This is a genomic window from Paenibacillus glycanilyticus, assembly GCF_051200795.1.
GTDB classification, from domain to species: domain Bacteria; phylum Bacillota; class Bacilli; order Paenibacillales; family Paenibacillaceae; genus Pristimantibacillus; species Pristimantibacillus glycanilyticus.
This window is the reverse complement of sequence record NZ_CP195155.1, coordinates 6,381,184-6,396,944: the sequence shown is the minus strand read 5'-3', so window position 1 is coordinate 6,396,944 and position 15,761 is coordinate 6,381,184. Positions and strand designations below refer to the sequence as shown.

15 protein-coding genes are annotated in these 15,761 nt (G+C 54.8%); 12 read left to right on the top strand and 3 right to left on the bottom strand.

From position 1 onward, the window contains the following. Window positions 1–71: 71 nt before the first annotated feature. Complete coding sequence (locus tag ACR9FF_RS28855; protein ID WP_435167397.1) at window positions 72–401, top strand: hypothetical protein; 330 nt, start codon at window positions 72–74, stop codon at window positions 399–401. Continuing rightward, a complete protein-coding gene (yidC, locus tag ACR9FF_RS28850; protein WP_127496155.1) occupies window positions 367–1,185 on the top strand; it encodes a membrane protein insertase YidC in 819 nt (272 codons plus the stop codon). The genes ACR9FF_RS28855 and yidC overlap by 35 nt, the downstream gene beginning before the upstream one ends. Before the next feature lie 142 nt (window positions 1,186–1,327). Here the strand turns inward: yidC and ACR9FF_RS28845 are convergent, their stop codons facing one another. After that, window positions 1,328–1,504, bottom strand: a complete 177-nt coding sequence (locus ACR9FF_RS28845; RefSeq protein WP_164775514.1) for a hypothetical protein — start codon at window positions 1,502–1,504, stop codon at window positions 1,328–1,330. Window positions 1,505–1,697: 193 nt separating this feature from the next. Here ACR9FF_RS28845 and ACR9FF_RS28840 point away from each other — a divergent pair, with 193 nt between their 5' ends. The 4 genes from ACR9FF_RS28840 to ACR9FF_RS28825 all read left to right on the top strand — a co-directional run bounded on the left by ACR9FF_RS28840 (window position 1,698) and on the right by ACR9FF_RS28825 (window position 4,553). Then, a complete protein-coding gene (locus ACR9FF_RS28840; RefSeq protein WP_435167393.1) occupies window positions 1,698–2,396 on the top strand; it encodes a pirin family protein in 699 nt (232 codons plus the stop codon). 58 nt (window positions 2,397–2,454) lie between these two features. After that, entirely contained in the window at window positions 2,455–2,790 is a 336-nt protein-coding gene (locus ACR9FF_RS28835; protein ID WP_435167390.1) for a hypothetical protein, read from the top strand. Window positions 2,791–2,991: 201 nt separating this feature from the next. Continuing rightward, window positions 2,992–3,222, top strand: coding sequence for a cold-shock protein (locus tag ACR9FF_RS28830; protein WP_127496152.1), 231 nt, complete (start codon window positions 2,992–2,994; stop codon window positions 3,220–3,222). A gap of 113 nt (window positions 3,223–3,335) precedes the next feature. Beyond that, window positions 3,336–4,553: a multidrug effflux MFS transporter gene (locus ACR9FF_RS28825; RefSeq protein ID WP_435167386.1), complete on the top strand. Its 1,218-nt coding sequence runs from the start codon at window positions 3,336–3,338 to the stop codon at window positions 4,551–4,553. Between the two features lie 482 nt (window positions 4,554–5,035). On the opposite strand, the gene ACR9FF_RS28820 is transcribed toward ACR9FF_RS28825, so the two are convergent. Both ACR9FF_RS28820 and ACR9FF_RS28815 read right to left on the bottom strand, forming a co-directional pair. After that, complete coding sequence (locus ACR9FF_RS28820; RefSeq protein WP_435167381.1) at window positions 5,036–6,094, bottom strand: anthranilate phosphoribosyltransferase; 1,059 nt, start codon at window positions 6,092–6,094, stop codon at window positions 5,036–5,038. 13 nt (window positions 6,095–6,107) lie between these two features. Then, window positions 6,108–6,689, bottom strand: a complete 582-nt coding sequence (locus ACR9FF_RS28815) for an ANTAR domain-containing response regulator (RefSeq protein ID WP_435167378.1) — start codon at window positions 6,687–6,689, stop codon at window positions 6,108–6,110. A 336-nt stretch (window positions 6,690–7,025) separates the two neighbouring features. Here ACR9FF_RS28815 and nirB point away from each other — a divergent pair, with 336 nt between their 5' ends. From nirB to ACR9FF_RS28785, 6 genes are all read left to right on the top strand, one after another. Then, on the top strand, window positions 7,026–9,464 hold the full coding sequence (gene nirB / locus ACR9FF_RS28810; RefSeq protein WP_435167375.1) for a nitrite reductase large subunit NirB: 2,439 nt from the start codon (window positions 7,026–7,028) through the stop codon (window positions 9,462–9,464). 13 nt (window positions 9,465–9,477) lie between these two features. Next, complete coding sequence (gene nirD, locus ACR9FF_RS28805) at window positions 9,478–9,792, top strand: nitrite reductase small subunit NirD (RefSeq protein WP_435167372.1); 315 nt, start codon at window positions 9,478–9,480, stop codon at window positions 9,790–9,792. Window positions 9,793–9,882: 90 nt separating this feature from the next. Further along, entirely contained in the window at window positions 9,883–10,758 is an 876-nt protein-coding gene (locus ACR9FF_RS28800) for a formate/nitrite transporter family protein (protein WP_435167369.1), read from the top strand. Continuing rightward, window positions 10,758–11,534 carry a uroporphyrinogen-III C-methyltransferase gene (cobA, locus tag ACR9FF_RS28795; RefSeq protein ID WP_201002583.1) on the top strand — a complete coding sequence of 259 codons (777 nt, stop codon included), beginning with the start codon at window positions 10,758–10,760 and terminating at the stop codon, window positions 11,532–11,534. The genes ACR9FF_RS28800 and cobA overlap by 1 nt, the downstream gene beginning before the upstream one ends. Window positions 11,535–11,926: 392 nt before the next feature. Next, complete coding sequence (locus ACR9FF_RS28790; RefSeq protein ID WP_201002581.1) at window positions 11,927–13,675, top strand: ABC transporter ATP-binding protein; 1,749 nt, start codon at window positions 11,927–11,929, stop codon at window positions 13,673–13,675. A gap of 22 nt (window positions 13,676–13,697) precedes the next feature. Further along, complete coding sequence (locus ACR9FF_RS28785) at window positions 13,698–15,722, top strand: ABC transporter ATP-binding protein (RefSeq protein ID WP_201002579.1); 2,025 nt, start codon at window positions 13,698–13,700, stop codon at window positions 15,720–15,722. Window positions 15,723–15,761 lie beyond the last annotated feature (39 nt).

The window sequence follows — 15,761 nt, the reverse complement described above, 5'->3', positions numbered from 1 at the left end:
GGCTGCAGCCGTATTAGAGGAAAGCAAGCAGCAATGCTTACAATGCTAATTACGATAAGGAGGTGAATGCATTGTTAGAGCTGCAGGATTTAATCCCGTATTTTTTCTCGATCAGTATTTTATGTTCGATGGCTTATCTGGCGTATTTCGCCCATCAGAGCGTTGACGCGGAGTTTAATACCTTGCAGAAGCGGGTTGTATGGGAGCCGATTATTCCGATTGTCGTGGTCATCAGCAGGCTGGAGAGGATCCAGCATTGGCTGGCCCGAAGGATTAAGCGTAAAGAAGCACCGGATGGTGAATCTGCGGATTGTCGCGCTTCGTTTGTGGAGATTACCGAGCACGCACACAAACGAGGAGGCTATTATGAGCAAAAACAATGCATTCACCGCTTTTACTAAAAAATACAGAATTCTCGCAGCGATCGCGATCCTTGTGATCGTCAGCGGCTGCGGCGCCAAAGGAACGATTGATTCCGATACGCCGGGCTTTTTTAACCACTATGTCGTTTTTCCGTTCTCGTATCTGATTCAGCACATTGCTTCCTTCTTTGGCGACAGCTACGGCATGGCCGTTATCGTCATGACGCTGCTCGTGCGGATCGTCCTTCTGCCTCTGATGCTGCGGCAGTATAAAGGCCAGCAAGGCATGAAGCAGAAGATGAGCGTCATTCAGCCGGAGCTGAACAAGCTGAAAGAGAAGTACAAAGAGAAGACGCCCGAGAACCAGGCCAAGCTGCAAAAAGAAACGATGGAGCTCTACAGCAAGCATCAGTTTAATCCGATGGCGATAGGCTGTCTGCCCATGCTGATTCAGATGCCGATCCTGACCGGCCTCTATTACGCGATCAAGATGACGCCGGAGCTAGCCCAGCATTCGTTCCTGTGGTTCCAGCTCGGCACGCCGGATCACATTCTGCCGTTCCTGGCAGCAGCGATTTATTACGTGCAGTTCCGCGTATCGCAGATTGGCGTGGATTCTGCCCAGCAAAAGCAAATGGCGATGCTAGGCTTGCTCTCGCCGGTGATGATGGGGATTTTCTCCTTCAGCGCTCCGGCTGCGGTTCCGCTGTATTGGGTTGTCGGGGGAACGTTTATGATCATTCAAACGCTTGTATCGAAGAAGCTATATCCGACGCTGCCTGCAGCGGGGGTTAACGATTCGCCTGCGGTTTCGGCAAAATAATATCCCGTGCGGGTTAAAAGAAGAAGGACGCATTACCTGTTTGCACAGGTTGATGCGTCCTTTTAATTTCCCGTATTTGGCGATATTTCGCCGTAAGGGGCTGTATACCTCACTCCGTAAGTGCTATACTTGTTATAGCTCCTTACCGCGAGCCGTCAGCCGGTCCGCTGGGAGGCGGCGCTGCTGCGCCCTTTTTCGGATACCTATCGATCAGTTTACTTGTTGCATCCGGCAAGACGATTTGCGGCATCTCCTCTGTAAATAAGCCGAATTTCGGATCGATATCTCTCTCCGTAACGAGATCATCCTTGTTGTCCATCGCCCGTTCACACTCCCTATTTTTCAGCTCCTGTCGTTAGATTGCCCTATATTTTCACTTACCATTACGATTACATAAGGTGTTTGTACGAGCCTGTCCGGTATATTTTTTTTGGTATACCTGTCTGCCCGAGGTTACAATAAAAGGAGGATATGGCTCGGAATATTGATTGAAAAAGGAGGCGTTTTTTTCGATGATGAAACATTTTCCGGCAAGTGCCCGCCATTCTGTCGATTTGGGATGGCTCCGCAGCGCGATGAGCTTCTCGTTTGGGGAGTACTTCGATCCCGATAACTCGAGCTTTGGCGTCATGCGGGTATTAAACGATGATACGATCGCACCGGGGCGCGGCTTTGGCGCTCATCCGCACAGCGAGATGGAGATCGTGACGATTCCGCTGACGGGAAGACTGAAGCATGAAGACAACCTTGGCAATATCGAAGTAACATCGGCAGGCGAAGTTCAGCGCATGTCGGCGGGAACGGGAATTATTCACGCGGAATACAACGATTCAGATACAGAGGAAGGCACCTTCCTGCAATTGTGGTTTATGCCGAAAGAACGGGGGCTCGCTCCCTCCTACGAAATGGTCAGCTACGATGAAGCGAAGCTGCAGAATGCGCTGCTGCCGGTTGTGACGCCGGATGGCGCGGGAGATACGGCAAGCATTAATCAGGATATGACGATCTATTTGGGCCGGCTGCAGCCGGGCAGAAGGATCTTTTTTAATCAGAAAACCGGACGCCGCGCCTTTGTTATGGTGCTGGAAGGAAATCTGAACGTGAATGGCATTGCGATGGGACCCAAAGATTCGATCCGCGCGGAATTCGAGCCCGATTTCGTGCTGTCCGCCGAAGAATCCGCCTTTGTAATGCTGATTGATCTGCCGTAAGGCATGCTTGCGAAATGCGGCTGAAAGAGAGCTATATGCTTTTTAGGAGGGTTCAACCATGAAAGAACAGTTACTTATCAAACACGCCGTAGGCGGCAGGACTTTTGTGGATTCATCCAAGCAATCGGTGGCTTACGAGGTGACGCATGAAGCGGGGCAGTGGCAATTCGACGTGCATACGCCAAAGCATGCCGGAATAGAAGAGATTCTGAAGTGGAAGCAGGAGCTGAACGTGTTTATTTTCCGGACATACGACGACGGTCGCCCGACGCTGAAGATCTGGTATTCGGTTGCGGCGGATACGGTCAATTACGATGCAGCCGGGGAGAAGCTGACGTTTATTGCGGTATCCTGCATTGAATATATTCCGAATGAATTCGGCTATAAGCTATAAATGAAGTACCATGGAAAAACGACGTATAATCTTACATAGTTCAAGCTCTTTCGCTTCCTGACGGAGGCGGGAGAGCTTTTTTTGCGTCTGCTCTTCCGCTTAGAAATTTTATGTATGAAATTGGCGGTTATAGGCACTCTAAAGTGACGGGGTTTATGGAGTCCGTACCAGATTAATGTGCAAAAGGAGGCATACATACCTATGTATAACAGAAAAAAAATTCAGGAAGATATTCCGGAGGTCATCACGAAAATTTGGTCATGCGCAAGCGAGGACTGCAATGGCTGGATGCGGGCCAACTTCTCTTTTGACCAAACGCCGACCTGCGTGTTGTGCCAATCCCCAATGATCAGCGGGGAGCGGATGCTTCCTCTGATCGTGAATCTGAATGATTCCGTGAAGCTGAGCGCTGTCGTCAATACGGCCGAATAGCTGGATCGCTCGGGAGGATGCCTATAGGGGCATCCTCTTTTTTGTTTCCTTGACAGGGCCCGGAATCGTCATTAGAATGGTTGCGATAAAACGGTCCTGGAGTGGTTGTCTAAATGGGGAAAGATAAGGATTCGGCGCAGGCGCAGGCACCGAGAGCGGTGTTAGGGATGGCGTTGCTGCTTGGCTCGTTGTCTGCGTTTGCTCCTCTATCGATCGATATGTATTTACCGGCTTTGCCGGAGCTTGCGGGTGATTTCGGCGCGGGGACGTCGATGTCCCAGCTTAGCTTAACGGCCTGCCTGCTGGGCATATCGCTGGGACAGCTGTTTATTGGCCCGATCAGCGATGTCAGGGGTAGGCGCAAGCCTTTATTAATTGGACTCATTGTTTATATTGCGGCTTCGATTCTATGCGTGGCGGCGCCGTCCATTGAGACCTTTGTCCTGCTGCGTTTCGTGCAGGGCTTTGGCGGCGCGGCGGGAATCGTTATTTCGCGTGCGGTTGTCCGGGATTTGTTCGAGGGAGCGGGAATGACAAGGTTCTTCTCGATGCTGATGCTGGTGAACGGGGTAGCCCCAATCGCGGCTCCGATTGCCGGAGGACAAATTCTGAAATGGACGGAATGGCGCGGCGTGTTTATTGTTCTGACCGTGATTGGCACGGTGATGTTTGCGGCGGTATGGTTCGGGATGAAGGAATCACTTCAGGAGAGGAACCGCTCGCAGGGCGGAGTCCGCAATATGCTGGCGAAATTCCGCGGATTGCTGACGGACCGCGTCTTTATGGGCTACGCGCTGACGCAGGGCTTTGTGGTAGCGGCGATGTTCGCCTACATCTCGGGGTCGCCGTTTGTGATCCAGAACCTGTTTGGCGTCTCGCCGCAGGGCTACAGCCTATGCTTTGCCATTAACGGGCTTGGTATTATCGCGGCCAGCCAGATCGCCGGGCGGCTTGCCGGCAAGGTGAGCGCACCAAAGCTGCTTGTTGCCGGGCTTAGCCTCGCGTTTGCGGGCGGGCTGGCGCTGCTGATCTCGATTATAGCCGGCTGGGGGCTGTTCGCCGTGCTGGTGCCTTTATTCTTCGTCGTCGCAAGCGTCGGGATTGTGCAGACGGCAAGCTTCTCGCTTGCGATGCAGAACCAGCAGCAGGCGGCAGGCAGCGCATCGGCGCTGCTTGGCTTGCTGTCCTTTGTTTTCGGCGCCTGCATGGCGCCGCTTGTGGGGCTTGGCGGCAGCGAAGCCGCTCTGCCGATGGGGATGGTTATCGCCGCGGCGGAGACCGCGGCCGTGCTCAGCTATGCGCTGCTCGTACGGCGGGCGCGCTCGCGCTAGGACTGCGCGGGTTGAGGCGTGGCGCCATTGTTGGGCGGCGATAGGACCCTGTCGGGGTCTTATCGCCGCTTTTTTTTGCCCTGGTGCTGGCGTTTAACTCCCTCGCAGGGCCTTATCTTCTCGCCTGTGGCAGTTTATGCCGCTACGGGGATGCTAATCGTTGCGTTAAGGCCCTTTGGGGACCTTAACCATGAAAACTAGCTACTTCTTCTGGACGTTAAAGTCCCCTAGGGACCTTAAGCCGCCTCTAACTGCAGCAATCCGCCGCCTCTTGCGACTTTTCTAGTAGGCTAAAGTCCTTAGAGACTTAACCTACCATTAGCGTTAGCTTCCGGCTGCGTTGGACGTAGCTAATGATATAGAAAAAGAGCTTCCGACCGGCCGTTTGGGCCGTCAGAAGCTCTTAATTATGTTCATCTTAGGTTAAGAGGGAGGTGGGGGCTGCCCAACTGCCCAACTGCAGCGCCAGCGCGCATGTTACCTTACTTCACACTGCCGATCGGGGAGGGTGTTCCTTCGCCGAGCAGGCTGCTGCGCCAAGCCGCGTAACGTTCCCACGCAGCCCCGCTCTCGAGCAGCGCTTTGCATTGGTACAACGCTTCCTCGACGGATTCGGCGCGTTCAGCCAGACGGAGCCGAACCGCCGCATTCAGCAGAACCTGGTTCACGTAGCCGATGTGGGCTTTGCCTTGCAGGACGGCCTCGACGGTCTCGATCTGCTCGGCAGCGCTCCATTGCGTTTTCTCCGGCAACGTCGCCTCCAAGCCGAATTCCTCCGGATCAATGACGTGCAACCGCGCCTCGCCATCCTCAACGATATAGGTGCGGGTAGGGCGCTCGACGAACAGATCCTCGGAGCCCTCCGAACCTTGCACGATAAGGGCGCGGCGGTATTTCAAATCGGTGAGCAGCTTGCTCATCCGGTCAAAGACGGTATTATGGAAAACGCCAAAGACAAGGTACGGCGAGTGGGAGAAGTCGATCAGCTTCTCCGCGGTGTTCAGCACCGTACGCATCCCAAGCTCCTCGCGGATGCCCCGAAGCTCGCCCAGCGGTGGGCACCATTCCTCGGTGTCCACAAACAGCACGCCGGTTGCTTTTGCAGCCTGCACAACGCGGTCCCGCGTAAGCTGGGATTTGCCGATGCCCAGCTCGGCGAGCATATCCAGCAGGGTTACGCCCCATTTCGGCGGCAGCGACTTGGCGCCGTGCAGCGTAACGGGAAGACCGGCCGAAGCGAGCAGGAAGGCTGTAGCGAAGGAAGCGAAGAAGGTTTTTACCCGCCCGTCGTAAGGTCCCGCGCAGTCCAATCCTTCCTGAATGGGAGCGCGGTAGGCGCTGTTCCGGCATACGGTTACGAACGCTTCCAGCTCCTCTACGCTTTCCATCTTAATCCGTTCGGCAATAAAAAAGGCGCCCATCTGGGCAGGGGTCGCTTTCCGGCTCATGATCCAGTCGGCCGCTTCCAGCGCCTCTTCATAGGTTAAGTCCCTGGCGCCTCTTTTTCCGCGGCCGACTTCTTTTAATAGTGTAGTAAACATCGTCAGCACCCCTTTATTTCTGCTCTTGCAGCAGCTGATAGACTTTCACGATGGATGTCGCCACATCCACGATCCGCTTCCGCTCATTCATCGCTTGCTTGCGCAGCAGGTCGTAGGCTTCCGCTTCGGATACCTGCTTTATTTTACATAGGATACCCTTCGCCATGTCAATCCACTTCCGCTCTTCCAGCCGCGCCTCCAGCTGCTTTCGCTCGTTCAGCCACTGCTGCCGCTCGAAGCAGGCCTTCGAGCCGAAGTGAAGCGCCCAGTGCAGCTCTTGCTCGCTCATTGAAGGCGTGAGCATGCCGTCGATCGGCAGATCATCCTCGCAAAAGGCGGCGGACATCGTTGCCGTATCCGCGCTGCACCACCAGAGCATAGGAAGCCTCTTGCGCTGCAGGAGCCGGTTACCCCATGCCTTCACTTCGCCTAACGGTAGATGAAAAATGACCGCATCGGCTTTCGTTAGATGGTTTTTGGCTGTCTCATCCGAGCTTGCATACAATAAGGAATAACCGTATGACTCCAGCATTTGTTCCAGCGGCAACGCTTCCGCTTTTCCTCCGGGATTGTCGATCACTAACAGAGAACGCATGTCATCCTCCTCTTCCCTACGAACGAATCTCATTTGTTATTATATATAACATGTATCATGCAAAACTGTCGATACGCACAAATGTTCATTTTTTATGTTAAGTATGTTGACATGAATGTTTCGGCATTGTATAGTAGCGGTAACACACCGACAAAGCTTCCGGCTTTGCGGTACTACAATTTAAACTTTCATGAATACAATGGCGTATTCATTTGAAGCGGCAATGAAGCCTGTCTTCGTCTTTTGCGGGAATGCACTAGTGCGTCCTCGCGGAATCCGAAGCAGGCTTTTTTTATTTTCATAAAGGCAATAGAGAGAGTGGAGAGGAGAATGACAATGGCGGATCGGAAGAAATTGGTGCTGGTTGGCAACGGAATGGCGGGGGTACGGGCAATCGAGCATCTGATCAAGCTCGCTCCGGAAGCATATAGCATTACGATTTTTGGCGCGGAGCCGTACCCGAACTACAACCGGATTATGTTATCCTCGGTGCTTGCGGGCGGAACGGACATGAAGGATATCATCATTAACGACTGGGATTGGTACGCGGAAAATCATATTCAGCTGCATGCCGGGCATACGGTCACGAAGATTGATACGAAACGGAAAAAAGTGTACTCCCAGCAAGGGGTAGAAGCGGACTATGACGTGCTGTTTATGGCAACGGGCTCGAATCCGTTCATGCTGCCTTTGCCTGGCGCGAACAAAGAGGGCGTAATCGGCTTCCGGGATATTCGCGATACCGAGATTATGCAGGAGACTTCCCAAAAATACAAAAAAGCAGCCGTCATCGGTGGTGGCCTGCTTGGGCTTGAGGCGGCGCGGGGGCTGCTGAATCTGGGGATGGACGTACACGTTGTCCATATCAACGGCATTCTGATGAACCGCGAGCTGGATGAGCCGGCGGCACGGATGCTGCAGCGCGAGCTCGAAGCGCAAGGGATGAAATTCCTGCTCAGCAAGCAATCGGCCTCCATTACGGGCAGACGCCGGGTGAAGGCTTTGCAATTCGCGGACGGCAGCGAGGTGGAAGCGGATCTTATCGTAATGGCGGTGGGGATCCGACCGAACGTTGAATTAGCGAAAGCTTCCGGTATCGAAGTCGGCCGCGGGATTATCGTTGACGACTTCATGCGGACGAATATTCCGGATGTGTACGCGGTTGGCGAATGCGCCGAGCACCGGGGAATCGCTTACGGCCTTGTTGCTCCGCTGTATGAGCAAGGCGCCGTTCTGGCAAAGCTGCTGGCCGGCGTAGAGACGGAAGGCTACCAGGGCTCCGTTACTTCAACCAAGCTGAAGGTATCCGGCGTTGACGTATTCTCGGCTGGCCAATTCAACGAAGGGCCGGGCACGAGAGCCCTGCGCATTCAGGACGACGTAGCGGGTACGTACAAGAAGATCGTAATCAAGAACGGCAAGCTTGTAGGAGCCGTACTGTTTGGCGATACAACCGACGGTGCCGAGCTGTTCTCGATTATGAAGAAGGGCGAATCGATCGAAGGCAAGGAGAAGGAGCTGCTGCTTGGCTTCTCGCCTGCAGGCGGGGGTACTTCCTCCGCGGCGGACCGGCTGGCTGCGATGCCAGACGATGAAATCGTCTGCGGCTGCAACGGCGTATCGAAGGGCGCCATTGCCGATGCCGTTCAAAATAAAGGCTGCAATACGATGGCCAGTCTCAAAGGCTGCACGAAAGCTTCCGCTTCCTGCGGAGGCTGCAAGCCTCAAGTGGAGGGCTTGCTGAAGCTGTACGCCGGCGATGCGGCGGGCGTGCCGGTGAAGGAAGGCATCTGCGGCTGTACGGAGCATTCCCGTGACGAGATCGTTGCGGCTATCAAGGAAATGCGCCTCATGACGGTTAAGGAAGTCATGAACGTGCTGGGATGGAAGAACGAAGGGGGCTGCACGAAATGCCGTCCGTCGCTGAACTACTACCTTGGCATGCTATGGCCGGGAGAATACGAGGATCAGAAGGAATCGCGCTTCACGAACGAGCGCTACCACGCGAACATTCAGAAGGACGGCACCTATTCAGTTGTGCCTCGCGTATACGGCGGCGTAACCACGCCGTCCGATCTGATCAAAATCGCTACCGTCGCCGAGAAGTACGAGGTTCCGATGGTGAAGTTCACCGGCGGGCAGCGGCTTGACCTGCTGGGCGTGAAGAAAGAAGATCTGCCGAAGATTTGGGAGGAGCTTGATATGCCTTCCGGCCATGCTTACGGCAAGACGCTCCGCACGGTAAAAACCTGCGTCGGCAACACCTTCTGCCGTTTCGGTACGCAGGACTCGATCGCCATGGGGATCCGGATGGAGAAAGCCTACGAGCGAATGACGGCTCCGGCGAAAGTAAAGCTAGCCGTATCCGGCTGTCCGCGTAACTGCGCGGAAGCAACGATTAAGGATCTTGGCATTGTTGCAATCGACGGTGCTTGGGAGCTTCACGTAGGCGGCAACGGCGGTATCCATGTCCGTGCGACCGAGCTGCTCTGTACCGTGAAGACGGAGGATGAAGTAATGGAATGGTCCTCGGCTTACCTGCAATATTACCGCGAGAATGCGACTTGGAACGAACGTACAGCGCAATGGATTGAACGCGTTGGCCTGGACCATGTCAAGAAAGCGCTCGAGAAGCGGGAAGACCGCCTGGCCTTGGTGGAGCGTCTGGAGAAGACGCTCAGCTATACAACGGACCCTTGGAAAGAAATTATAGAGAACAAAGAGCTGCGCAAAAACTTCGAGCAATTATCCGCTCCGCAGCCGGCGCAAGGATAGGGGGAGCTACTAAATGGTGACAAAGGTGCTTGTGGCGAAATTGACGGATATCGACGTATTGGGCTCTCGAACGGTGCAGATCGACAACACGGACGTTGCTATTTTCCGCTTGGCAGACGGCAGCGTGAAGGCAGTCGAGAACAAATGCCCGCATAAGGGCGGCAGGCTTTCGGAAGGAATGGTGTGCGGCAAGGCCGTACACTGCCCGCTGCATGATTGGAGAATTGACCTGAAGAGCGGACGCGTGCATGAGCCGGATGACGGCTGCATCAAGACGTTCGAGACGGAGATAGACCCGGGCAGCGGCGAGATCTATATCACCTTGTAAAGCGGAATAGAGACAACAAGCCCGACGCTTGCGAAGTATGAATCATCATCACGATAGCCCGCACGCGGGTTATTTCAGGAGGAATGGAACATGGACTACGTGAAACCGGCTGAAGTACTGGAATCGATGGTAGAGGCAGGGACGGCAAAGGCGGAAATGAGCGCCTCGCAAATGCTGATGAGGGGGTTTTTGGGGGGAGGCATTCTGGCATTCGCAACAACGCTCGCCTATACGGCCACAACGCAAACTTCACTGGCTCTAACCGGAGCAATTATTTTCCCGATCGGCTTTGTCATCATCGTTCTTCTGGGGCTTGAGCTTGTGACCGGCAGCTTTGCGCTTATTCCTCTATCGGTCTTCAAACGGAAAACCTCCCTCTCCCGGATGCTGGCCAACTACGGGCTTGTCATTATCGGCCACCTGATCGGCTGCGCGGTATACGCGGCTTTATACGGCATGGCGGTTACGAAGATGGGGACGGATATGACGAATCCGCTTGCCCAAATGCTCATTCAAGTCAGCGAGACCAAGACGTTGGGTTATCAAAAAATGGGCTTCGACGGGCTCGTTCTCGTGTTCATTAAGGCGATTTTGTGCAACTGGATGGTAACGCTGGGCGTCGTCATGGCGATGACCTCCAAATCGACTTTGGGCAAAATCGTTGCGATGTGGCTGCCGATTCTCATGTTCTTCGAGCAAGGCTTCGAGCATGCGGTCGTTAATATGTTCGTCATCCCTGCCGGCATGATGCTTGGCGCGGACGTATCGGTAGCGGACTGGTGGCTGTGGAACCAAATTCCGGTGCTGCTCGGCAACTTTGTTGGCGGCGCTTTGTTTACCGGCTTTATGTTCTACTGGTCGCATAACAAGAAGGCAAAGGACTCCGAAAGCTCTTCCTCCTCCTCTTCTGCAAAGCCGGGTCTTCCTGCCAAGCCGGCGCTTGCTGCCGAGAAAAGCGGCCTGTAATGCGGGCGGCGGCAGCGGGTAAGGTATACATTGTTGGAGCGGGCCCTGGCGATCCGGAGCTGATCACGGTGAAGGCGATGCGGCGAATCGGGCTGGCGGACGTAATCCTGTACGACCGGCTCGTGAATGAAGAGCTTCTCGCTTACGCCCGCGCGGATGCGGAGCTCGTATACTGCGGCAAAGCGCCTAATGCACATGCGATGCCGCAGGAGGAGATTAACGCAGCGCTTGTCGCATACGCCAAGCAAGGGAAGACGGTCGTCCGCCTGAAAGGGGGCGACCCCTTCGTCTTTGGGCGCGGCGGGGAGGAAGCGCTGGAGCTGGCGGAGCACGGCATCGAATGGGAGATCGTGCCGGGCGTCACGTCGGCCATAGGCGCGGCGGCCTCGGCGGCGATTCCGCTGACGCATCGCGGAAAGGCGGCGTCCTTCGCCTGCGTGACCGGCAATCGCTGCCACGGCGACCAGGAGCCGGTGCGCTGGGATTTGCTTGCGCATAGCGTGGATACGCTGGCGATCTACATGGGCGTCAGCCAGCTCGCCGTCATCCGGGAGGAGCTATTGAAGCACGGCAAGGCAGCAGCTACGCCGGTTGCGATTATCGAGCGCGGCACAACAAGCAAGCAGCGGGTAATTACGGGAACGCTTGCCGACATTCATAAGCTGGCGGTGTCTTTTAAAGTGGTGAACCCGGCGCTGATCATTGTGGGCGAAGTGGTCAGGGTTCGCGAGCAGCTTCTGCTGGCGGAGCGGCAGGCGGAAGCCTGGGTTATGTGATCATCCTCCAAAATAGGCGGGGTTTTACAAAAAAACGGATTGACAGTTATTTCTTCGGATGGTAAAGTGACAAATATCTTAAACAAATCGAAAGGAGGATTACGGCATGAATCCAATTGTAGGCGTTCATCAACAATTTAACCAAATGCATACTAAATTTATGAGCGTAATCCATCCGCGCGTCGAATCTCTTTGATCTTTAGGGTATCCCATTAGAATCAAAGGCGCATGGTTACGTAACCGTAACCGTGCGCCTTTTTTGATGCAGCGGGCCAACTTGCGCCCAATTGCTGCCAAAGGAAGCGTATCGTTATCTTACGGTGCGCTTCCTTTTTTTGTGGTTTTGTGGGGGAAGATGCTTGGATGGAAACGGGAGGTGTCTAACGGAAACTATGTTTATCGTACTTAAGAAGCTTCGATGGTTTTTCGCAATGAATTGGAAAAGATATACGCTAGCCTGCGTGCTGCTCATCATCACGGGCTTTCTCGACGTCATTCCGCCTTGGCTGATCGGCCATACGATTGACGGGATTCATCAGGGCAGGCTGGACGCTACGGGCTTTATGCAGGTCGTGGCGGGCTGGGTCGCCGTAACGGTGGTCGGCTACGCGATCACTTACGTGTGGCACTATAAGCTGTTTGGCGGTGCCTTCGTACTGGAGCGGCTGCTCCGCTCGAGACTGATGCGTCATTTCCTCAAGATGTCGCCAACCTTTTATGAACGGAACCGGACGGGCGACCTGATGGCCCGTTCCACGAATGACCTGAATGCGGTTGCCACAACGGCCGGATTTGGCATTCTGACGCTGATTGACTCCACTTTCTTCATGCTGACGATTCTCGGCATTATGGCGGCGATGATCAGCGTTAAGCTGACGCTGGCGGCGCTTCTGCCGCTGCCGTTCATCGCGCTTGCGATGAAGCATTTCGGAGGTAAAATCCATGAGCGCTTTATGCAGTCGCAGGACGCTTTCGGTGAATTAAATGACCAGGTGCTGGAATCGGTATCGGGGGTACGGGTTATCCGAGCCTTCGTGCAGGAGGAAGCAAGCCAGGATCAATTCCGCAAGAAAACCGACGAGGTCTTTCAGAAAAATATCGAGGTGGCCAAGATCGATGCGCTTTTCGAGCCAACGATCAAAATTCTGGTCGGCCTCAGTTATCTGATCGGCTTATGTTATGGCGGTTACCTCGTATTCCACAGTGAGATTACGCTCGGCGAGCTGGTCTCCTTCAACGTCTATCTCGGGATGCTGATCTGGCCGATGTTTGCGATCGGCGAGCTGATCAACATTATGCAGCGGGGCAACGCTTCGCTTGACCGGGTAGAAGAAACGCTTGGCTACAAGCCGGATGTGCAGGATGCGGAGAACACCATTGATGTGACCACCCCGGCAACGATAGCTTTTGACGATGTAACGTTCCGTTATCCGTCGTCGGTGGTAGACAATTTGAGCGATGTAAACATCAGTCTGCGCCAAGGGCAGACGCTAGGTATCGTCGGCCGTACGGGCAGCGGCAAAACAACGCTGCTCAAGCAGCTGCTGCGCGAATATCCGGTTGGCGCCGGCGAGATCAAGATTACCGGGCAGCGGCTTGAGAAGCTGCCGATGGAACGGCTCCTTGGCTGGATCGGCTACGTGCCGCAGCAGCCAATCCTGTTCTCGAAGACGATTCGCGAGAATATTATGTTCGGCAAGAAAGGCGAAACGACGGAAGAGGATATGCAGCGCGCGCTTGCAAGGGCCTCCTTCGCCAAGGATATTCAATTCCTGCCTGACGGGCTGGAAACCATGGTCGGCGAGAAGGGCGTTGCGCTCTCCGGCGGTCAGAAGCAGCGGGTCAGCATCGCCCGCGCGCTTATCGCCGATCCGGAAATCTTGATGCTGGACGACGCGTTGTCCGCGGTAGACGGACGGACCGAGGCCGAGATTATCGAAGGCATTCGGACGGAACGCGCCGGCAAAACGACACTCATTACGACTCACCGGCTGTCCGCGGTGCAGCATGCCGACCACATTATCGTGTTGGATGAAGGACGTATTGTTCAGCAGGGTACCCATGATCATCTTGTGAAGCAGGATGGCTGGTACAGAGAGCAGTACGAGCGGCAGCAGCTGGAGTCGCTGATTGAATCATAGGAAAGAGAGGCGTTTACGAACAATGGGTCAAACAGGTAAACGATTGTTTCAATACGCCATGCTTTATAAAAAACCGATCATTGGAGCGTTAGTTCTGCTCCTGCTGGCCGTATGCGCGGAGCTGGCGGGGCCGTTTATCGCAAAGCGGATGATCGATCAGAATATTCTCGGCATCGAGAAGAGCTGGTACGAGGTTGCGGCGAATGAGCCGTACGCAGTTTCTTATAAAGATAAATGGTATAAGCGCGAAGACCACTTCGCGGCCGGCGAGGCCAGAGGCGCCGAGGTGCATCTGCTTCAGGCCGGCAGAAAATTTTACTGGTATGAAGGCACCCTTCCCGCTGTGGAAGGCGTGCGCAAGGTAACGGACGGCCAGATGACCGTCACTGACAAAACAACCGGAGAGAATGCCGCATTCCCGGTTGCCCTGATTTCGGCTAAGGAGCTGTATCAGTTCTACAAGCCGGAAATTCCAAGCCTGATGAAGCTTGCCGGACTCTATGTCGGACTTCTTGTGCTCGGCGCGGTATTCACTTACGGACAGCGGCTCCTGCTGCAGACGTCCGCGAACCGGATTGTCCGGCGCATGCGCAATGACGTATTCGCCCATACGCAGCGGCTTCCGGTGAATTACTTCGATACGCTGGCCGCAGGCCAGGTCGTCTCCCGGATTACGAATGATACGGAGGCGATCCGTGAGCTGTATGTCGCGGTGCTCGCGAATTTCTTCTCCGCGATCGTGTACATGACGGCGATCTACGGAGCGTTGTTCCTGCTGGATCCAAGACTTGCGCTGTTTGCGCTGCCGCTTGTGCCGATCCTGCTCGTCTGGATTAATCTGTACCGCCGCTTTGCGGCCCGTTACAACCGGATTATCCGGACGAAGCTGAGCGAGATTAACGCGATGATCAACGAGTCCATCCAAGGGATGGCGATTATCCAGGCGTTCCGCCGTCAGAAAGAGACCTTTAAAGAATTCGACGAGCTGAACGAGCATTATTTTACGTATCAGAACAAGCTGCTGAGCTTGAACTCGATTACGTCGCATAACCTGGTCAACGTCGTCCGCAACATCATCTTCCTTATCGTGATCTGGTTCTTCTGGGGCGACTGGTTTGGTGCTGCCATCGGGGTAGGCGTACTGTACGCGTTCGTCGATCTGATGAACCGGATGTTCCAGCCAATCGTTGGTGTAGTAAACCAGCTGTCCAATCTGGAGACGGCAAGGGTATCCGCGGAGCGGGTGTTTACCCTGATGGATCAGCCGGGCGTTGAGGTTGAACCGGGCATGATGGAGCGTTACAAGGGCGAAGTGAAATTCGATAACGTTTCGTTTGCCTACAAGAAGGATGAGTATGTATTGAAAAACATCTCCTTCACCGCCCGTCAAGGCGATACGGTGGCACTCGTTGGCCATACGGGCTCCGGCAAAAGCTCGATTATGAACCTGCTGTTCCGGTTCTACGATTCCAATGAGGGCAGCATCATTATCGACGGCAAGGATGTGCTGGATATTCCGAAGCAGCATCTGCGCCAGCATATGGGCATCGTTCTGCAGGATCCGTTCCTGTTCACCGGCACCATTGCCTCGAACATCAGCTTGAACAATCCGGCGATCAGCCGGGAGCGGGTGGAGCAGGCGCTCCGCGACGTTGGCGCCTACGACATGTTCGCGCAGCTTCCGGGCGGCATCGATGCGGAAGTGATCGAGAAGGGCAGTACGCTGTCCGCCGGCCAACGCCAGCTGATTTCGTTCGCGCGGGCGCTCGCTTACGATCCCGCGATTCTGATTCTAGACGAAGCAACCGCAAGCATCGATACAGAGACAGAGGCCATCATTCAAGAAGCGCTGGATGTGCTGAAAAAAGGCCGTACGACGTTTGTTATTGCCCACCGTCTATCAACCATCCGCCAGGCGAATCAGATTCTGGTGCTGGACCGCGGCCGCATCGTCGAACGCGGCAACCACGATGAGCTGATGGACCACCGCGGCAAATATTTCGCGATGTACCAGCTGCAGCAAGGCTCGGCTGTTACCGCATCTTAATCGAAGACGGGATAGGGGAAGGGTTCTCCCCGATTCCGG